The 19,940-nt window shown below is 37.2% G+C and carries 21 protein-coding genes; 10 read left to right on the top strand and 11 right to left on the bottom strand.

Annotation, left to right across the window (positions count from 1 at the left end; genetic code table 11):
- The first annotated feature begins 21 nt into the window (after positions 1 to 21).
- From qoxB to qoxD, 3 genes are read left to right on the top strand one after another with little or no spacing between them, the layout of a single operon-like run.
- Positions 22 to 1,965 (top strand): cytochrome aa3 quinol oxidase subunit I, encoded by a 1,944-nt coding sequence (gene qoxB, locus CHI06_RS11780; RefSeq protein ID WP_095248749.1) that lies wholly within the window; start codon positions 22 to 24, stop codon positions 1,963 to 1,965.
- A 3-nt stretch (positions 1,966 to 1,968) separates the two neighbouring features.
- The gene (gene qoxC / locus CHI06_RS11775; protein WP_095248748.1) at positions 1,969 to 2,565 is read left to right on the top strand and encodes a cytochrome aa3 quinol oxidase subunit III; all 597 of its coding nucleotides are present in this window, start codon (positions 1,969 to 1,971) and stop codon (positions 2,563 to 2,565) included.
- A 1-nt stretch (position 2,566) separates the two neighbouring features.
- A complete protein-coding gene (gene qoxD / locus CHI06_RS11770) occupies positions 2,567 to 2,848 on the top strand; it encodes a cytochrome aa3 quinol oxidase subunit IV (protein WP_095248747.1) in 282 nt (93 codons plus the stop codon).
- Positions 2,849 to 2,863: 15 nt separating this feature from the next.
- Here the strand turns inward: qoxD and CHI06_RS11765 are convergent, their stop codons facing one another.
- The 3 genes from CHI06_RS11765 to CHI06_RS11755 form a co-directional block, all read right to left on the bottom strand.
- A complete protein-coding gene (locus CHI06_RS11765) occupies positions 2,864 to 3,127 on the bottom strand; it encodes a hypothetical protein (RefSeq protein WP_095248746.1) in 264 nt (87 codons plus the stop codon).
- A 132-nt stretch (positions 3,128 to 3,259) separates the two neighbouring features.
- Positions 3,260 to 4,579, bottom strand: coding sequence for a hemolysin family protein (locus CHI06_RS11760; protein ID WP_095248745.1), 1,320 nt, complete (start codon positions 4,577 to 4,579; stop codon positions 3,260 to 3,262).
- 164 nt (positions 4,580 to 4,743) lie between these two features.
- Positions 4,744 to 5,532, bottom strand: a complete 789-nt coding sequence (locus CHI06_RS11755) for a TerC family protein (RefSeq protein WP_095248744.1) — start codon at positions 5,530 to 5,532, stop codon at positions 4,744 to 4,746.
- A 466-nt stretch (positions 5,533 to 5,998) separates the two neighbouring features.
- Here CHI06_RS11755 and CHI06_RS11750 point away from each other — a divergent pair, with 466 nt between their 5' ends.
- A complete protein-coding gene (locus tag CHI06_RS11750; RefSeq protein WP_095248743.1) occupies positions 5,999 to 8,068 on the top strand; it encodes a peptidoglycan D,D-transpeptidase FtsI family protein in 2,070 nt (689 codons plus the stop codon).
- A 598-nt stretch (positions 8,069 to 8,666) separates the two neighbouring features.
- Here the strand turns inward: CHI06_RS11750 and trhA are convergent.
- From trhA to CHI06_RS11730, 4 genes are all read right to left on the bottom strand, one after another.
- Positions 8,667 to 9,314 carry a PAQR family membrane homeostasis protein TrhA gene (gene trhA / locus CHI06_RS11745; protein WP_095248742.1) on the bottom strand — a complete coding sequence of 216 codons (648 nt, stop codon included), beginning with the start codon at positions 9,312 to 9,314 and terminating at the stop codon, positions 8,667 to 8,669.
- A 20-nt stretch (positions 9,315 to 9,334) separates the two neighbouring features.
- The gene (locus tag CHI06_RS11740) at positions 9,335 to 9,511 is read right to left on the bottom strand and encodes a hypothetical protein (RefSeq protein ID WP_179292605.1); all 177 of its coding nucleotides are present in this window, start codon (positions 9,509 to 9,511) and stop codon (positions 9,335 to 9,337) included.
- Positions 9,512 to 9,673: 162 nt separating this feature from the next.
- On the bottom strand, positions 9,674 to 10,279 hold the full coding sequence (locus CHI06_RS11735; RefSeq protein ID WP_095248740.1) for a LysE/ArgO family amino acid transporter: 606 nt from the start codon (positions 10,277 to 10,279) through the stop codon (positions 9,674 to 9,676).
- A 67-nt stretch (positions 10,280 to 10,346) separates the two neighbouring features.
- Positions 10,347 to 10,790: a GNAT family N-acetyltransferase gene (locus CHI06_RS11730; RefSeq protein ID WP_095248739.1), complete on the bottom strand. Its 444-nt coding sequence runs from the start codon at positions 10,788 to 10,790 to the stop codon at positions 10,347 to 10,349.
- A gap of 117 nt (positions 10,791 to 10,907) precedes the next feature.
- Between CHI06_RS11730 and CHI06_RS11725 the strand changes: the two genes are divergently transcribed.
- Complete coding sequence (locus tag CHI06_RS11725; RefSeq protein ID WP_095248738.1) at positions 10,908 to 11,255, top strand: hypothetical protein; 348 nt, start codon at positions 10,908 to 10,910, stop codon at positions 11,253 to 11,255.
- Here CHI06_RS11725 and CHI06_RS11720 read toward each other — a convergent pair.
- Together CHI06_RS11720 and CHI06_RS11715 are read right to left on the bottom strand one after the other, a co-directional pair.
- Positions 11,252 to 11,881: a TVP38/TMEM64 family protein gene (locus CHI06_RS11720; RefSeq protein ID WP_095248737.1), complete on the bottom strand. Its 630-nt coding sequence runs from the start codon at positions 11,879 to 11,881 to the stop codon at positions 11,252 to 11,254. The genes CHI06_RS11725 and CHI06_RS11720 overlap by 4 nt on opposite strands.
- Positions 11,882 to 12,012: 131 nt before the next feature.
- Positions 12,013 to 12,795, bottom strand: a complete 783-nt coding sequence (locus CHI06_RS11715) for a C40 family peptidase (RefSeq protein ID WP_095248736.1) — start codon at positions 12,793 to 12,795, stop codon at positions 12,013 to 12,015.
- Positions 12,796 to 13,167: 372 nt separating this feature from the next.
- Between CHI06_RS11715 and CHI06_RS11710 the strand changes: the two genes are divergently transcribed.
- Entirely contained in the window at positions 13,168 to 14,334 is a 1,167-nt protein-coding gene (locus tag CHI06_RS11710) for a TIGR04053 family radical SAM/SPASM domain-containing protein (RefSeq protein WP_095248735.1), read from the top strand.
- 257 nt (positions 14,335 to 14,591) lie between these two features.
- Complete coding sequence (gene corA / locus CHI06_RS11705; protein WP_095248734.1) at positions 14,592 to 15,542, top strand: magnesium/cobalt transporter CorA; 951 nt, start codon at positions 14,592 to 14,594, stop codon at positions 15,540 to 15,542.
- A 35-nt stretch (positions 15,543 to 15,577) separates the two neighbouring features.
- Here the strand turns inward: corA and CHI06_RS11700 are convergent, their stop codons facing one another.
- The gene (locus CHI06_RS11700) at positions 15,578 to 15,889 is read right to left on the bottom strand and encodes a hypothetical protein (protein ID WP_095248733.1); all 312 of its coding nucleotides are present in this window, start codon (positions 15,887 to 15,889) and stop codon (positions 15,578 to 15,580) included.
- 237 nt (positions 15,890 to 16,126) lie between these two features.
- Here CHI06_RS11700 and CHI06_RS11695 point away from each other — a divergent pair, with 237 nt between their 5' ends.
- Both CHI06_RS11695 and tatA read left to right on the top strand, forming a co-directional pair.
- Positions 16,127 to 17,149: a M42 family metallopeptidase gene (locus CHI06_RS11695; RefSeq protein WP_179292607.1), complete on the top strand. Its 1,023-nt coding sequence runs from the start codon at positions 16,127 to 16,129 to the stop codon at positions 17,147 to 17,149.
- A gap of 25 nt (positions 17,150 to 17,174) precedes the next feature.
- Positions 17,175 to 17,390, top strand: coding sequence for a twin-arginine translocase TatA/TatE family subunit (gene tatA / locus CHI06_RS11690; protein WP_095248731.1), 216 nt, complete (start codon positions 17,175 to 17,177; stop codon positions 17,388 to 17,390).
- A 179-nt stretch (positions 17,391 to 17,569) separates the two neighbouring features.
- Here tatA and CHI06_RS11685 read toward each other — a convergent pair whose 3' ends face one another.
- Positions 17,570 to 18,154 (bottom strand): hypothetical protein, encoded by a 585-nt coding sequence (locus tag CHI06_RS11685; RefSeq protein WP_095248730.1) that lies wholly within the window; start codon positions 18,152 to 18,154, stop codon positions 17,570 to 17,572.
- Between the two features lie 294 nt (positions 18,155 to 18,448).
- Here CHI06_RS11685 and CHI06_RS11680 point away from each other — a divergent pair, with 294 nt between their 5' ends.
- A complete protein-coding gene (locus CHI06_RS11680) occupies positions 18,449 to 19,672 on the top strand; it encodes an NAD(P)/FAD-dependent oxidoreductase (RefSeq protein ID WP_095248729.1) in 1,224 nt (407 codons plus the stop codon).
- Positions 19,673 to 19,940 lie beyond the last annotated feature (268 nt).

Below are 19,940 nucleotides of genomic sequence, written 5' to 3'. Positions count from 1 at the left end.
CCTTGAAAGGAGATATTATAAATGGATTTCTTTAATCGATTTGCCGTTCCACATCCAAGTATTGCGATTTATGCTTCGATGGCTGCAATTGGCCTAACACTCATTGCCGTTATTGCTGGATTAACTTATTTTAAAAAATGGGGCTACCTATGGCGTGAATGGTTAACAACTGTTGACCACAAACGAATTGGTATTATGTATTTATTATCTGCCCTGTTGATGCTTTTCCGTGGCGGAGTTGATGCCATCATGATGCGTGCCCAGCTGGCAGTTCCAGAAAACACTCTGCTTGATGCACAGCATTATAACGAGATTTTCACCACACATGGGATTGTTATGATTCTCTTTATGGCAATGCCCTTCATCATGTTCTTTATGAACTTTGTTGTTCCACTACAAATTGGAGCACGTGATGTTGCATTTCCACGTTTGAATGCATTAAGCTTCTGGTTATTTTTTATGGGTGCAATGCTTTTTAACATTTCATTCGTTGTTGGAGGCTCACCTGATGCTGGCTGGACTTCTTACTTCCCGCTTGCAGGCAACGAATTTAGTGAATCTGTCGGTACCAATTATTATATGATTGCGATTCAAATTGCAGGTATTGGTACATTAATGACAGGTATTAACTTTATCACTACGATTCTTAAAATGAGAGCACCTGGTATGACATTAATGAAAATGCCAATGTTTACTTGGTCTGCTTTAATCGCGAACGTTATCATCGTTTTCGCATTCCCAGTTTTAGCTGTGTTACTTGCTATGGGAACGCTTGATCGTCAATTTGGAACTAATTTCTTTACCATGGATAATGGCGGTATGGATATGCTTTGGGCCAACATATTCTGGGTTTGGGGTCACCCTGAAGTATATATCTTAATCCTGCCAGCTTTCGGTATTTATAGTGAGATAATCTCAACCTTTGCACGTCGTAACCTATACGGCTATACATCTATGGTTGGGTCGATGGTTATTATCTCCCTTCTATCCTTCTTAGTATGGGCACATCATTTCTTTACCATGGGGCAAGGTGCCTTAACAAACAGTATCTTCTCGATAACAACCATGGCGATTGCCGTTCCGACAGGAGTTAAGATCTTTAACTGGCTGCTCACGCTGAGAAAAGGAAAAATAGTTTTTACCACACCAATGCTTTATAGCATGCTTTTCATTCCGCTTTTTACACTTGGCGGTGTAACCGGAGTAATGCTTGCAATGTCTGCAGCAGACTATCAATATCATAATACGATGTTTTTAGTGGCGCATTTCCACAATGTTATAATTCCTGGTGTCGTCTATGCAATGCTTGCAGGACTGCATTATTATTGGCCAAAGATGTTTGGTTTCATGTTAAATGAAAGAATTGGAAAATGGACGGCTTGGTTAATGTCTATTGGCTTTATCTTGGCATTCATGCCGATGTATATTTCAGGTTTAGATGGCCAGGCACGCAGGATGTACACATATTCTGAATCTGCTGGATTTGGACCAATGAATATGGTTTCGTTTGTTGGTACTGCGATAATGGCTATTAGTTTTGTGTTAATTGTTTACAATATCTACTATAGTATTCGTTATGAATCAAGAGATATCAGTAATGATCCTTGGGATGCGCGTACACTAGAATGGTCGACACATACACCAGTGCCAGAATATAATTTTGCTATTTTACCAGATGTACGTTCCAATGAGGCATTATGGGATGCAAAGAAAAATGGTCATGTCCTATTTAAAGGTGAATACGAGAAAATTCATATGCCAAATAATAGCGGTATCCCATTCATTATGAGCTGTATCTTCTTTGTTTGGGGATTCTCCTTTATTTTCAGTTTGTGGATTCCTGTCATCGTTACTACTCTAGGAATTTTCGGATGTATGGCTCTTAGGTCATTTGAACAAGACCATGGCCGTTATATCTCTGTTAAAGAAATTGAAGAAACAGAAACAAACTTGCGAGGTGCATAAAAGATGAAAATAGATAACTCGCTTCCATTAGAATATAGTACCGAAGAAAACAGTTTAAAAATCTTAGGATTTTGGATCTTTCTTGGTGCCGAAATTATGCTTTTCGCTACCCTTTTCGCCACCTATTTCACTTTAGAGAATAGGACAGGAAGCGGACCAACTGGAGCAGAGATTTTCCAAATTACTCCCGTTCTTTTTGAAACAATCCTACTCTTAACTAGTAGTTTTACTGTTGGACTTGGGATTCATGCGATGCGTATCGGCAAACAAAAAGCGATGATTACCTTCTTCTCCATCACACTCCTTCTCGGACTTGCCTTTTTAGGAGTGGAAATTTTTGAATTTGTTACCTATGTACATGAAGGTGCTGGAATTCAAACCAGTGCATTTACATCTGCCTTGTTAACAACACTCGGAACACATGGAGCACACGTTACACTTGGATTTTTCTGGGGATTGTTTATTATTCTACAGATAAAAAAACGTGGATTAACGCCACAAACAACCAATAAAGCATTTATCTTCTCGCTTTATTGGCATTTCCTAGATGTAGTTTGGATTTTCATCTTCAGCTTCATCTATTTGAAAGGAATGATGTAATATGAGCCAATTATTTCCGATGAAACAAGTACTTGGTTTTGTATTCTCTTTACTCCTTACAACCGTAGCACTTGCGGTATATTTCTTAGACATGTCATTTACGGCTGGAATGACAATCCTTCTTGTTACAGCATTCATTCAAGCAGGACTTCAATTAGTTGTTTTTATGCATGCTGGGGAGACAAAGGATAAAGGTGCAATTTACACAAATGTATTTTACGGTTTGATTATAGCACTAGTAACAGTGTTTGGAACATTACTTGCGATGGTTTGGGATATGTAATTGAAAAAGGAGTACCTATTGAATAGGTGCTCCTTTTTTTGATTTAATTGGAACTACTTTCGTCCCTATATATGATCTTTCTAACATCTCATCTGTTACGACTAAAAACACGCCAATCAGAAAAATAAATACCGCACCTACTGATGTTCCAATTCCAATTGGAACCAAAATACTGTAACCGGTTACAAATACCCCAGCAATAAAAGCTAAAATTCCAATAGTTAGAACCGTTAGGCCGACATACGTTACAGCATTAAGGAATTTCTCTCTACTTTTCATAACAACGTATCCCCCTTCTTTATATTAATTATCGACCGTGTTCACAAAATTGTCAAACTTTTTTTGAAAAATCACCTCATTATTCTTGACATAACAAAACAAGCAATTCCCCGATTTGGCGGAATTGCTTGTTTAGATTTTTTCTTCTGCTTTAAAAACCTTCTTCGCTTCTATTAATAAAATATGATGTCCTTCAATTTCTTTAACGGTGAAGATGACATCATCCTCTTCAATCTCGTCACCCTTTTTAGCATCAAAATTCCGTGTTAGAAACCAGCCGCCTATCGTATCCATTTCATCATCTGATAAATTGGTCCCTAGAAGATCATTCACTTCATTAACCAATACTTTTGCATTGAAACAATAATGATCAGGACCTAGTTTCCTAATTTCAGCAACTTCATCTGTATCGTATTCATCACGGATTTCACCGACAATTTCCTCTAAAATATCCTCAACGGTTACCAATCCAGAAGTCCCGCCATATTCATCAAGCAGAATGGCCATATGGGATCGTTCTTTTTGCATTTTCACAAGCAAGTCATGAATGGGAATCGATTCAATGACGCGAATAACTGGTTTTAACATAGGTTGTAAGGTAGTATCCTTCAGGATTTCTTCTTTTTTAATCTCTTCTGTTAAAATTTCTTTTATATTTATAAGTCCTAATATATTATCCTTATCCCCATCAACTACAACAGGGTAGCGTGTATATTTCTCTCTCTTTATGACTTCCCTAACCGTTTCAACACTGTCATTCATATTCAAGGTCACCATTTCTGTCCTTGGTACCATGATCTCTTTTGCAATTCTTTCATCAAACTCAAAAATATTGTTCACGTACTCCAGTTCGCTTTTGTTAATTTCTCCACTTTCATAGCTTTCCGAAAGTAGTATACGCAGTTCTTCCTCTGAAAGTCCCAATTCATTTTCAGAGACCGATTTGAATCCAAACCAGCCAACCAGTACTCGAGCGGAATTATTTAATACCCAAATGAATGGGTACATAATTTTATAAAACCAAATTAAAGGTTTTGATGTCGCAAGAGTAATTTCTTCTGCTCTTTGGATAGCTACTGTTTTAGGAGCTAACTCTCCAATAACCACGTGTAAGAACGTTACAGAAGCAAATGCCAAACCAAACGATAAAATATGGGATACTGCCTCATTTAACTCCAACCTCTTAAATAATGGAAACAATAAGCTCTCAACCGTGGGTTCTCCCAGCCAGCCCAGACCTAAAGCAGTAACGGTTATACCAAGCTGGCAGGCTGATAAATATTCATCCAAGTGGGTAGTCACATGCTTGGCTGCTTCTGCCCCTTTTCTGCCTTCTGCAATTAATTGTTCAATTCTGGATCCTCTTACCTTTACGATAGCAAATTCTGTCGCTACAAAAAATCCAGTTAACGCGATTAGTAATGCAATTAATAGAAGATTTATGATTGTCAATCGCTGACCTTACATGGTGTAAGGCTTACACCTCCATAATAAATGTATGTATACGTTTATTCATACCCATAATCAGCTCTTTTTACTGAAAGAAAGCTGCAATCGATTGAATGCAGATTCCTTTCAAATCTCAGTATTATAAGTTTTCCTATATTGATGGTAAATTATGAGGCGTTTGTATTTAATTTCGCCTTTTCTACAACTTGATCCTTTGATAAGAACCAACCCGCTGCAGCAATTCCCACTAACACGGCGTAAAACGTTAGTTTCCATTCAGTTGAATGGGCAAATTCTTCACTTAATACGGCAAGCGATGGATGTGAAAGTGTATAAACGGCAAGCTTTACACCTACCCAGCCAACAATACCGAATGCTGCAATTTCTAATCCAGGTCTTCTTTCTAACAGCTTAACAAATTGATTAGCGGCAAAACGCATAATCACTAGACCAATAATCCCACCAGCAAAAATAACTAAGAACTTTCCTCCATCAAGACCCCCAATATTAGGAAGCGGAGTTTCTGGCAGCACAACTGCAAGTGCTACTGCAGCTAAGATGGAATCGACTGCAAAGGCAATATCCGCTAATTCCACCTTAAAAACAGTCATCCAAAATCCACTTTGCTTAGCTGGCTTCTCTTTCTGTTTATTTTCTGATTTTCCATTTACAGCTACTTTTCGGACAATATGATTAATCGCCATAAATAACAGATAAAGGGCTCCAATAGCTTGAACCTGCCATACATCTACAAGGAAAGAAATAACAAATAATGAAACAAATCGGAACACAAACGCACCAGTTAATCCATAAAATAATGCTTTCTTTCTATCTTCTTCAGGTAGATTTTTAACCATGATTGCAAGTACTAAGGCATTGTCTGCTGCTAATAATCCTTCCAGCGCCACTAACACCAACAATACCCATCCATATTCCAGCAAAAGAGAAAAGTCCATCAATAAGTCCTCCTAATAAGTAAGTTTTTTTCTAAAATATCCCTTTGCTGCAATAAAAAAGCCATTACCCTAGGTAAAGGCCAATAGCCTTTACCCTAGGAAAAAGCGAAACACGCTTTTCCCCCGGTAAAGGCCATAAAAATACAAAAAGACCTTTACCGTTTGTGCAGTAAAGGTCTTGCTAACAACATCACGTTGCCAATAAAGCCGGAGAAATTACTTTCTCGGAATGACGACTTTATTGTCCAGCTACTCCCCTTTAAAAGGAAATATTTTATTACTTTTACTATATGATAAATCCTACAAATCGTCAATACCAAAAGTTAGCTATTTGCCATAAACTCCAGAACTGATATTCCTGATAGGAAATCCTTTACAATTCTTCAAATGTAAACGTAAAATATAAATAATTACCAATTCTCTTATGAGGACATACTAACCAAAAGGTATAAGGATGTGAAAAAATTTGGAGAAAAAGAAAAAGAAGAAATCTCATTTTCCAATCCGCCTCAATCTGCTATTTTTCAGTGTATTTTTGTTATTTTCCATCCTAATTTTGCGCCTGGGATTTGTTCAAATCGTATACGGGGAAAATTTCAAACGTGAATTGGAGAGAAAAGAAGATATTACAATAAACAACCCTGTCCCCCGTGGAAAAATGTTTGATAGTAATTACCGAGTCATCGTTGACAATGTTCCAAAACGCGCGATTACATACACAAATATGGGAGCCAGCCAGAAAGAGATGCTGGATACGGCAGATAAATTGGCCAAATTAATTGTTAAGAATTACGATAAGATGACGCAACGGGAAAAAAAGGATCTTTGGATCCATGAAAATCAGGAAAAAGCGGATGCAAAAATCACAAAAAAAGAATTAGATTTATTTAAAGCAAAAAAATTAAAGGATAATGATTTATATAAATTTAAGATTGAACGAATCACCAAGGAAGAAATAAGTACGTTAACACCAGAAGAACTAGAAGTCTGGGCCATTTATCTTGAATTTTCGAGCGGTTATAAATTTACCCGGCAAATTGTCAAAAATGAAGATGTCACACCTGAGGAATTTGCGATTGTGAGTGAAAATTTACAATCCCTCCCAGGAGTTGACACGACCACTGACTGGGATAGGTCCTATGCCTTTGATCAAACAATAAAATCAATCCTAGGGAACGTAACGAAAACCGAGGAAGGTTTGCCTGCAGATCGACTAGATCATTTTTTATCACTAGGGTACAACCGTAATGACAGAGTTGGAAAAAGCCAGCTTGAACTGCAATACGAAGATGTACTCCACGGACACAAATCAAAGGTTAAAACGATTACAGATAAGCAGGGTAATGTTATTGAAACCCAAGTGGTTTCTGATGGGAAAAGAGGCAAGGACCTCGTCCTTACCGTTGATATGGATTTACAAATAGCTGTGGAAAAAATTATAGAAGAAGAGCTTTGGGGATTGAAAAATAGTCAAAATACCGCACTTTTGGATCGCGCCTATGTCGTGTTAATGGATCCGAATAATGGAGCGGTTTTAACAATGGCAGGAAAAAGAATCGTTAAGAATCCTGAGACCGGACAATTAGAAATGCTGGACGACGCATTAGGTACCATTACGACTACCTATAACGTAGGTTCTGCCGTGAAGGGTGCTACGGTTTTAACAGGTTTTAAAACAGGTGTTATTAAACCAGGAACTCGTATTAATGACACAGGAATTAAAATCAAGGACACTCCACTGAAAAAGTCCTATTCCTATTTAGGTACACTGAATGATGTCGATGCGTTAAAGTTATCGTCAAACGTTTATATGTTCCATACTGCCATTAGAATTGGTAAAGGAAATTACCAATTTGAGCAGCCTTTAAGCCTTGCTCCAAATACGGTTGAAATCATCCGAAATTCTTTTGCAAGCTTTGGACTTGGTTCTAGAACAGGTATTGATCTGCCTAATGAATCTAGTGGACTAAAGGGGCCAAGCCGACTCCCTGGTCATATAATGGACTTAGTTATTGGACAATATGATACGTATTCCCCTATGCAGTTAGCACAATATATTTCAACCATTGCAAATGGAGGAAAAAGGATGAAACCGCATATTGTAAAGGAAATACGTGAGCCTATCGATAATAATACAGACGAAATTGGTCCTGTTTTCCAAGAAATTAAACCAACTGTCCTGAATACGATCGATGCTGAACCTGCATGGATGGACCGGGTCCAATTAGGCTTTAAAAAAGTATTCCAGGAACCAGGAGGAACAGCATATAAACGTTTTACTGGCGTCCCCTACTCTCCTGCAGGGAAAACTGGTACGGCGGAGGCATTTTACGATGGACCATTACGCGCGAATTTCGGTAAGGAGCCGCCTCCGGTGATGAATTTAAGCTTAGTTACATATGCACCTAGCACCAATCCTGAAGTGGCAATGGCTGTGATTGTCCCTTGGGCCTACCAAGGAACCACAGATAATGGAGCAAACTTTCTCATCGGGCGAAGAGTGATGGATACCTACTTTTCCATGAAGAACAATTAATTAGAAAAAGGCTTCTTTTTAAAAATGGTTCCGTTTTGAGGTGCTTTTCTTAGAATACGTGCCGAAATGACAGTCGTATTGGAATCGTTATTATTTATAAAAATGTAAAACTCGCCTAATTGGCGAGTTTCTTTATTAGGAATACAAAAATAATATAACCTCACTTTCTTGTGATACGGCTCACCGTAATGCATCAAAATGAGGTTTTCTTGGATTTTTGAGATAAAACTCACTCCATTTTAAATAAGATGTCTTGTCTTTAATCGGGTGAGTAACCAACGAAAGTATAATAAGCGGAGATTTTCCGGTTAAATCCATAATGGAGCTCGTTTCGGGGTATATAAGGGGAGGTTTTCCGGTTATTCAAAGCAATATGCCCCATTTTAACATTTTTCGAGTCAATAGGCGGATTCTCTCCGTCTATTGAAGCGAATTTCGAAGCTATTTACTAAATAAGCGGAATTTTTCCGTCTATTTATCAAATCGGATGTTTAACCTCATCCCTCAACAGATATCTCATATAGTGACCATTTCCCTTACCTTTTATTAAGTTCGGTCACTATAGAGCTCATTCATATCAGTCGCCTTTTTCTAATCATTATTTTATCGGTAACACAAAAAACAATATGCAGAAAAAGTGGAGCACCGTACCAGCGATGACAAATAAATGCCAGATTGCGTGATGGTATCGAAATCCGCGCCATACATAAAAAATCGCCCCAAATGTGTAGAGGAGACCGCCAATCATTAAATAGGTCATCCCTTCAGAAGGAAGCTTTGCGGCTAAGGGTTTCCATGCAAAAACCATCATCCAGCCCATAACCACATAGAGAATTGTCGAGGTAAATAAATATTTTTTTGTAAAAAAACATTTAAAAATCATACCAGCAATCGCCAGTCCCCATACTATTCCGAATAAAGTCCAGCCTAAAGGTCCTCTAATGGCAACGAGCAAGAATGGTGTATAGGTTCCTGCGATAAATAAGTAAATAGAGGAATGATCAAAGATTTCAAATAAGTCTTTCGCTTTACCTTCAGGAAAACTATGTACCAATGTTGATGACATATACAAAATGAACATGGAGGCTCCGTAAATCGTAAAGCTAACAACGTGCCATGTCGTTCCGTACAGTGTGGAAAAGACAATCAATATGACCAAAGCAGCAATACTAAGCATGGCACCAATTCCGTGCGTAATCGAATTGGCAACTTCCTCTTTCCGTGAAAATACATGTGTGTTTGCCATTGCTTCCAAAAACTCCTTTTTTATCTTTTCTTCAATTTCTCAATTAAATCTATTATGCTCTTTTTGGGACTCCAGCAGTTAAATTTATAATTCGTTTTGGTTTCAAATCCTAAACGACTGCAGTAATAAATCATTGAATCTGATTTTCTTTCAGCTTTAAAATGCCTGCAGGTGGCACAGCAATGGAAATCTTTCATTATGTCTCCTCCACAGATTTACCAATCTATTAATTATTCATTCATAGTTTGTTCATATTTTTCCGTTAAGATTATTTTAGGTTCAGTAACACCGAACCGATCCTCCCCCCTTTTATTTTATAGATTTTTTACCCATACCCGGCAATTTGCCGGGTAATTTTTTTACAACGCAAACACTAGGTATAACGCGGTTCCCCACATGATTACAGCAGATATTTTGTTCAATGTGTTAATGAAATTGCCCGTTAAATCAAATTTTCCTACCCATCTACCAACGATGGATAATCCAAAAAACCATAACCAAGAAACGAAAATACAGACAATAGTAAAGACTGCCTTTTCTATTCCTGTGTACGCTAATGAACTTGTTCCGATTACACCAACGGTATCCATTATGGCATGTGGATTTAACAATGAAACAGACGCGGCAAATGTAATTTGTTTCCGGCTTGAAAATAATTGAACACTATTCCCCTCGGTACTAGGTTTACTTTTCCATGTTACATAGCCCATATATAGTAAAAAAGCAATCCCAATCACACTCAACGCAAATTTTAAAAAGCTGATTTCTAACACAACAGCGGAAATTCCTAAAACAGCCAACGAAATTAAGAGTGTATCACAAAGTGCAGCTGTTAAAACCACCGGTAACGCGTTTGTCCATTTTGGCTGTGTGGCCCCCTGATTAAATACAAAAACATTTTGTACACCTAAAGGTAAAATCAGCCCAAAGGCTAAAATAAATCCATGAATTGCAGCACTTATCATTTTGTCTCTCCCAAACATAATAATACTGGCTGTCTACTAATTAGCAGACAGCCTGTTTACCGATATACTATATTTTTCTTTGCATAAAGATTTCAGGGTCATCTAGTGTTTCAAAACCGTATTGTTCATATAAACCATGTGCGTCATAGGTACATAACATCATTTTCCGAACATCTTTTAGTTCGGATTGCTCTACCATCGTTTCCATCATCCATTTCGATAAGCCTCTTCCTCTATATTCATGGAGGACAAATACATCCATTATCCAAGCGAATCTTACAAAATCTGTTACCGCTCGGACAAAACCAATTTGCTTCGCTTTCCCTTTTGCAGGATCTCCCTCATACATTCCAAAGCAAATCGAGGATTTCTCTATCGATTTCTTTACTTTTTCCATCGTGATACCTTTCGCCCAGTATGAATCAACACTCAAAAAATGGTGAATTACATCGGTATCAAGATATTGCTTATCTGTACTAAGAAGAAATCCATCCTTTTCCCAACTAGCCATGTTCCATCACCTTCCATAAATTAGGAATAAACTACTATCTTGTTATTACTGAAGTATACTTCCTTCCTCAGCTGTCAATAACAATACCAAAACACTAGTAGAAAGAGGTGTCATGGTATGAAAGGAATCTACTTTATTAATGATCGGATAAGTTTAAATGGGCTTTCGAAGGAAGAAAGCTTTAAACTTCAAGAACAATCTATATTACCATACATTCAACAACATAAAATCGAAGTGGTAAAATTAAATCCGTATCAAATTTATGACTACTACACCATTCCACATGCCCTATTACATGATCTAAAAAAGCATAGAAACTATCTTGATTGTTTAATCCAATACTCTCCTTTAGTAATGGAAGATTTTATGAAGACATACCCAGCTCGATGGTTTATTCTAAAAAGCTTCTTTAAAGAAGTCATTACAATAGAAGAAAAAGATCTTCCAGTAAAATACGTTGTTTAGTCCACAGATTCCTTTGCCATTTTACGATACATGATCACAAAATTAATTAGGATTAGAATGAGAATATAGCCGCCATATAGTCCAAAAGAAAACAGCTTGTTACTGTTAAAAGAAGCACCCGCAAATGATAAAATCAAGATGTTTGGTATCTTCCCTATCGTGGAAGCGGTAAAAAATATCAGCCAATTCACGTTACTTAAACCACAAATGATGTTGATAACAGGCGCTGGGATGATTGGAATCAGTCGGCAGGTTAATATTGCCACAAATGAATTTCGATTAAGAAAATCCTCGTATTCCTGGACTTTCGGATATTTCATTAACTTAGATTGTGCATAATCCCGGAAACCGTACCTGCTTAAAAAGAAGAAACCCATTGTTCCAGCCATCGCTCCCGTCAAGGAGACGATTACTCCTTGAGTCGTTCCAAATACACCTCCAATAACACCAGCTAGGACTGGAAAAGGAATAACAGGAAAAAAGACGCATATCGCAACAAAAAGCATGCTGATGAAAATTGAATAGATTCCGCCTGACTTTATTAATGTAAGTAATTCATCTTTTTGCAAAAAGCCAATGGCAATGACTATAAATAATAATGATATGCTGAGGATTCTTTTAAACATCAATTTCTCCTAATTTAATTTACTCTTCATAGTTAAGTATAAAGGTAAATTCCCCTTTCATAAACAATAAATTATCAGATTTTTTGAACAAAAAAGACCTTTATCGTTTGATAAAGGTTGTTTTCGTTCTATTAAAATGCTGTTCTTGCCCCTAGATATCTAGGTTTCCAATATGGATTATTCATATCGGTAATCGTTACACCTGTAGATGTACCGGCATGAATGAATTTGTTATCACCAATGTAAATTCCTAAATGACTAGGACCAGGTGCATAGGTTGAAAAGAAAACAAGGTCACCCGGGCTTGGGCTGCTAACCGTCTTAAGACCAGAAAACTGTGTTGCTGCTGTTCTTGGAAGAGAGATTCCTACTTTTTCAAAAACGTATTTTGAGAAGCCGCTGCAGTCAAAACCAGCTGGAGTATTTCCCCCCCATAGGTAAGGTGTTCCGATATATTTCTTGGCTTCTGTTATCACCATTTGCGCTTTTGAAACAGTAGAAATTTGAGACGGCGCCGGAGTTTCAGCCGTACCAGAAACTTTAAGGACTTGTCCAACATAAATGGTATCGGAGGTCATGTTATTAAGAGATTTTAGCTGTGCAACTGTTAGCTTATGACGTGTGGAAATTCCCCATAATGTATCCCCTTTTTGTACAGTGTAAGTGGAAACAGATTGAGTTTCATGTGTGTGAGGTGCCAATAATGATAGTTTTTGGTTCACATAGAGGCTGTCGCTGGTCAGTTTATTCCATACTTTTAAATTCGCAACTGATAGATTATTATTTTGCGAGATTCTCCAAAGCGTGTCTCCTGATTTAACTGTATAGACATTCTCATGCGCACTAACAGATCCACCAAAAGTAGTAAACAATATGCCGGCAGCTGCCGCGACTGTCAATAAATGTTTTTTCATTGTAAGTCTCCTTCAAAACGTAGTAAATACATCATAAAGGAGAAAGCCTATTTGTTTATATCCTAAACATTTGGGTAATCAGGAAGGATTTCCCTAACGTGGTAATGAAAGCCCTCTAGTAACAAACCTTAGAAATACTTCCAACCCTTATCCATTAAGGATTTAAGATCACTTTATCTATTAAATACACAATCAAAATTAGGAGTTTGGTATTTTTTTGAAAAAGGATTGTAGGAAATTTGTAACAAACCTTATGAAATATTGTAACAATCATTTCATGCACAACGAAAGGACAAATTTATAATAAACCTATAGAAACAATTTTTATGGTTTTTATTTGGTTTAAAAATATTATGAATTTTGGTGATATGTATGCAAGGACTAAGTAAAGGACATCCACATGCAATGGGACATCCACATGGAATGAAAAAAATTGATTATGACGTTAACCCGTTTATTGTCATTTGGGAAGTCACACGCGCATGCCAACTGAAATGTGTTCACTGCCGCGCTGATGCCCAGCTAACTCCAGATCCTCGTGAATTAACGCATGAAGAAGGAATAAATTTAATTGATCAAATTTATGAAATGGACAATCCAATGCTTGTATTCTCAGGCGGAGATTGTATGATGCGAGAAGACCTTTTTGAACTTGCAGATTATGCAGTTAAGAAAGGCATGAGGGTTTCAATGACTCCTAGCGCAACTCCGAATGTTACTAAGGAAAAAATGCAACGTGCAAAGGAGGTTGGTCTTTCACGCTGGGGCTTAAGTCTTGACGCACCGACAGCAGAGATTCACGACAAATTCCGTGGTGTGCCAGGTTCCTTCGATTTGACGATTGAAAAAATCAAGTACTTAAACGAATTAGGAATGCCTCTGCAAATCAATACAGTTATCTCTCGTTACAATTATGACCATCTTGAAGAAATGTCTAAGCTAGTTGAAGAGCTTGGCGCCGTCATGTGGTACATCTTCTTACTGGTTCCGACAGGACGCGGTCAAATGGATGCATGTATTTCTCCAGCCGAGCATGAAAAGGTATTCCGTTGGTTGTACCAGCTCAGTAAAACAGCTCCTTATGACATTAAAACAACTGCAGCACAGCATTACCGTCGTGTTGTATTACAAGAAAAAGCACGTGACCACGTTATTGAAAAAGGTGAAATTCGCTACGAAGACTCAATCACTACTGATTTCGCTTCGATGCACGATGGCTTAAAACGTGCACCAAAGGGTGTAAATGACGGAAATGGCTTTGCCTTCGTTAACCACATTGGGGATGTAATGCCAAGCGGATTGCTGCCTATCGTTGGAGGTAATATCCGTGATACCCCGCTAGCAGAAATTTACCGTGAATCTAAAGTTTTTAAGGACCTAAGAAAGCCAGACAACTATAAGGGCAAATGCGGTGTATGTGAATACAACAAAATTTGTGGCGGATCCCGTTCAAGAACCTATGCGGTAACAGGAGACTATATGGAAAGCGAACCTTTCTGTGTTTATATCCCTCAAACAATGAGAAAAAAATCTGAATAGACCGTTTAATAAATAATAGGCATTCCAATTGGAATGCCTATTTTTATTCCATTAATCCTGTGTCTGAAATCTTAACATCTACATTTACCATACTTTTTATTCATGTATATAAACGCTGCTAGGTTCCCATCTTGATTAAAAGTTTGGATTTTTATTCCGCAAATAAATATCATTTATTTTTGTAAAAAGCGCGATATATCGTTATGATTATGTAATGGAGAATTCTAAATAACAGAAAATGAAATAAGGTGTTTAAGATGATTAGAACCATTGCAGTTAATCAAAATTATCAATTCATTCACGACCTTCAGCCAACAGAGTTAATCCAGGGAGATTATTTATGGTATTGGATTGATTTTCAGCAGCCTACTCAAAGCGAAATTGAGGTATTAAATGATCCCCTTCATTTCCACCCTTTGGCAATCGAGGATTGTATCTATACACTGCAGCGACCTAAGCTAGATTACTATGAGGAAAATACTTTTTTTGTTACACAAGCTTTAAATCCACTCACCTTAACAAAAGAAGAAATTAATTTTTTCCTTACAGAACAATATATCGTTACCTTTCATCACCACCCATCTCCTGAGATTGCTGAGGTATGGGACAGACTATCTCTTTCAACAAAAGCTAGAAAATGGAATCCGTCTCAAGTGTTATACCATGTCTTAGACAAAATGGTGGACAATTACTTTCCACTTGTCTATCAAGTGGAAGATACCTTAAATGAAATAGATGAAAATTCTAAAGGTAGATCCATGGAAGCATTATTAGAAGTTTTGTTTGATACAAGACATGATCTTCTATCGTTGCGACATACTATTACCCCAATGAGAGATTTAGTTTATCGAATCATAAACTCTCAAAGGATGTCAGGGATGCAGATAAAAATTGAATATTTCTCTGACATTCATGACCATCTTTTAAAACTAACTGAAATGGTTGAAGCAAATCGAGAATTAGCGTCTGACATCCGAGACAGCTATATTTCTTTAAATTCACATCAAACTAATCATGTGATGAAGGTTCTTACGGTTATTACTACCCTATTTATGCCTCTTACCTTTATCGCGGGTATATATGGGATGAACTTTCACTACATGCCTGAATTAACATGGAAATATGGATATTTTTCCACTTTATTATTAATGTTTTTAGTAGTATTAGGAATGTCACTTTGGTTTAAAAAGAAGGGATGGTTCAAATAATGAAAAAAAAGACTAGTCCGCTTAGTCTTTTTTTGTTATTCCCAATTTTCGTAGGTAACCGTCCCCCCTGTTAAATCGATCGTGTTCCGCTCACCCTTATAGTATGTCCTTCCATCGTTTTCAAAAATATAATTTTCATAGGTAAATACCACTTTTCCGTCTGGCAGGTGGATGACTACTTGGGAACCTAGATTCTCATCAGGTGATTCAATTTTTATAGTGCTAAGATAGTAATATCGAAATACGAAGAAGCTCGCTGTTACTATGATAAAAGTGAGTAAGATATAAATTGGTCCCTTCCAGGAAATTTGCCTTGATTTTTGGTGATATAGTTCAAATCTGGTCATTTTTCTCCCCCATAAGCCCTTTAATTATTTGATAATTTTAATTATTTCCTTTTATTTCCATATTATAGAACCTTTAATCCTTCTTAATGAAAAATCCACACTTCCTACACTATGCAAGCACACTAAAAAAGTTGACGGAATTTGATTTTAAATGATTTTTCTATAAAATGTTATAATAGGTATGAGTGTTACTAAAAGGGGGATGAAGCTTTGACAAACAAGAACACAGAGGAAACAATGAAATTATTGGTGGATTTAGTATCAATCCCTAGTCCATCAGGAAATACCAATGAAGTCATTTCCTACGTTGAAAAATACCTTGCAGATTTAAACATTGAAACAAAAAGAAACCGAAAAGGCGGCCTTATCGCAACAATAACTGGAAAAGATACTAGCCAGCATCGTATGCTTACTGCTCACGTTGATACTCTTGGCGCCATGGTTAAGGAAATTAAATCAAACGGCAGACTAAAGATTGACTTGATTGGCGGATTTAAATTTAACTCAATTGAAGGTGAATACTGCCAAATAGAAACAAGCAGCGGTAAGAAATATACGGGGACAATCCTTATGCACCAAACCTCTGTCCATGTTTACAAAGACGCTGGAAAAGCGGAACGTAACCAAGACAACATGGAAATTAGACTGGATGAAAAAGTACATAATGCAGATGAAATTAGAGCGCTTGGAATTGAGGTTGGTGATTTCGTATCCTTTGACCCACGGGTAGAGGTGACTCCAAGTGGCTTTATTAAATCTCGACATTTAGATGATAAAGCAAGTGTTGCCATATTACTTCAATTAATGAAGCAATTAAAAAATGAGAACATTCAATTACCTTACACGACCCATTTCTTAATTTCGAACAATGAGGAAATTGGTTATGGGGGAAATTCAAACATTCCTCCTGAAACTGTTGAGTATTTAGCCGTTGATATGGGCGCGATGGGGGATGGCCAATCAACCGATGAATACACAGTATCTATTTGTGTGAAGGACGCAAGCGGACCATACCATTATGCACTTCGCAAGAATTTGGTACGGCTGGCAGAAGAAAATAGTATCGAATACAAACTCGATATCTACCCTTTCTATGGCTCCGATGCCTCAGCAGCCATTCGCGCTGGGCACGACATCGTACACGGGTTAATAGGTCCTGGAATTGATTCCTCCCATGCTTTTGAACGGACACACGAATCATCCATAGAACATACTGCTAAGCTTTTATATCATTACGTTCAATCTAAATTAGTCATTTAAGATTTTTAAATTTGGAGGTTTCGTTATGTTTTCAAACATTGGTGTACCAGGATTAATCTTAATTCTAGTGCTTGCATTAATTGTCTTTGGACCGAATAAACTGCCTGAAATTGGCCGTGCATTTGGTAAATCCCTTCGTGAATTCAAGCGTGCGACAGATGGAATTACGAACGACATTAAGGAAGAGTTTAAGGATGATTTAAAAGAGGCACAGAAGGAAAAGATTGAATTAAAGAAATAAAGAAATGCAAGCTGCATTATCGCAGCTTGCATTTTTTACCTTCGCGATTTATCCGCAAAGTTTTGAAGTTGGTTTAATATTTTCTTCCGTGCTTTATCATTTCTCAGTAGATATGCTGCTCCCAATGCAGCTGTTGTCAATAAAAATCTATTTCTTGCCAAGTGATCAACTCCACAATTCTATTCTGCTAACATGGTCTTTATTTTATCGTTATGTTGCTTCGACTGTTCGAGAAGTTGATTTAATAATACTGCTGCCCGCTTATCATTTTTCGCCTCAACTGCAGTCTTTAGGTCATGGAAGGTTTTCCAATGACCCATTGCTTTCCCGCCGTGAGCTTTTTGAACAAATTCTTCTTTGGTTATTTTTCCTTCATCTAGCTGTTTCTTTAATTCTTGAATCCCCGCCATTTTTTCTTGCTTCCACTCTTCACGTTTCTTGGAATTTTCAGGACTTAGCCACTTGTTTCTTAATTCCTTTTTCTCAGCTAATACCTTTGTCCATTCTGCTTTTTTATCAGGGGTAAATTGATCCACCCATCCTAGCAGTTTTTGTTCACGCTCCGCCATTTTTGCCTGCCAGTCTTTGTGATTATGCTCCTGTTTTTCACAATCACATTCTTCTGTCTCCTTCTCTCCATCTTTTTCCTGAGAGCCTGGTACTGCTGGTTTTTCACTTCCACCTGGCGTTTGCACATTCGCTATTGCAAAGCCTGGCATCGCTAGTATTAAACCTAGCAAAATAATCAACATTCTTTTTTTCATCGCAATTCTCCTTCTTTCTTACTATATTCGTTAAATATTTAACCAGTTTTTAAATTGGCACGAATTTATCATTCCCTGTAATTCGAAAAAAATTTACCAATTCGACAAATTTTAATAGTAAATACTACTTGTTTCTTCATAAGAGATATCGTATTCTATGAATATAGAAAAAATGTGAAATGCTTCACAATATTAAAGAGCAAATCGCTCTATATTTTTTTTAAAAGTTATTGTGAAAAGTTTCACATTATTATCGTAGATAAACTTATTTATTGATAGGGAGATGCATTAAAAATGAGCAAACCAAAAATAGTGATACTAGGAGCAGGTTACGGAGGAATCATCACTAGTAAAAAGCTAGAAAAGTTATTAAAGTCTGGGGAAGCAGACGTTACTTTAATCAATAAACATGGATACCACTACATCACAACTCAACTCCATAAAACTGGAGCAGGTACTGCTGCTGATCGTCAAATTGCAATGGAGATTCCAGAATTGATTAATCCTGAAAAAACAAATTTTAAAAAGGGCAATGTTACAGCAGTAGATATAACAAAACAAGAGGTACACCTTGAGGGTGGCGATATTGTAGAATATGATTACCTATTAATTGCTTTAGGTTTTGATATTGAAACATTCGGAATTCCTGGTATTAAGGAACATACTTTTGCCATCCGCAGCTTTAGAAGTACAAAAGCCATTTATAATCAAATCATTAGACAATTATCTCTTTATAAAGAAGACAAAGATCCATCTCGCCTCACCTTTGTTGTAGCTGGCGGCGGATTTACAGGAATAGAAATGTTAGGTGAATTAGCAGAAGGACTTCCTAAACTTTGTAAAAAATATGATGTTCCTTTTGAGGATGTAAAAATTGTTGCAGTAGAGGCTGCGGCATCTGTTATTCCGTTTTTCCCTAAGGAATCCATCCAATATACAACTGAGGTGCTAGAAAAGTTTAATATTAAAATGTATATATCAACCAAAATCTTAGAATGTACACCTGAGAAGGTTGTACTTGAAAATAATATCGAGATTCCAACTCGTACATTAATTTGGTCTTGTGGGGTTAAGGGCAACCCCATTGTACAAAACTGCGGCTTACCTATTGAAAAAGGCAAACTCCCAGTAGATTCATTCCTTCGAGTTAATGATAGAAAAAACATCTTTAGTATTGGTGACTGTTCTTTATTCATGAAGGATGAAAAAAATGCTCTCCCTCCAACAGCACAGGTTGCCCTCCAAGAAGCTGATGTATGTGCGAAAAATATTGTTGCAACGTTAAGAGGAGGTAACTTGACAGCTTTTGAATATCATCACAAGGGATCTGTTGCATCAATCGGAACCTTTGGTGCAGTAGGAAAAGTTGGAAACTTTAGATTATCTGGATTATTTGGTGCTTTCATGAAACAGGTAATTGAAGCTCGCTATTTATTAAACCTTGGCGGCCCTTCCCTTATTATTAAACAGCACTTTGGAGTAAGTAAAGAACCAGTAAAAATGACAGCTAATCAGTAATTGGTTAATCCTATGGAAAAGGAATCCCTCCCCTTCTTTCCATTGAATAGAATATCCCTTGTTGAATCATTGCCTTAATCCCCCAATTAAGGCAGCAAAACCACCTTTTAATGGTGGTTTTTTCATTCAAGAATATTTGTATTTAAAAAAAAGAAGAAATAAAAAGGCTGTGTTAAATTAGGCTGTTGATTTGTGCTCCAGGCGGTTCGGGAAGCCTCCTGCAGGAGTCTCGCGCCTTCCGCACAAATCAACATAGTTCTAAAATCAA

Origin of the sequence: Bacillus sp. 7884-1 (assembly GCF_002272245.1) — a bacterium.
GTDB lineage: Bacteria > Bacillota > Bacilli > Bacillales > Cytobacillaceae > Neobacillus.
This window is presented reverse-complemented; position numbering and strand designations above follow the sequence as displayed.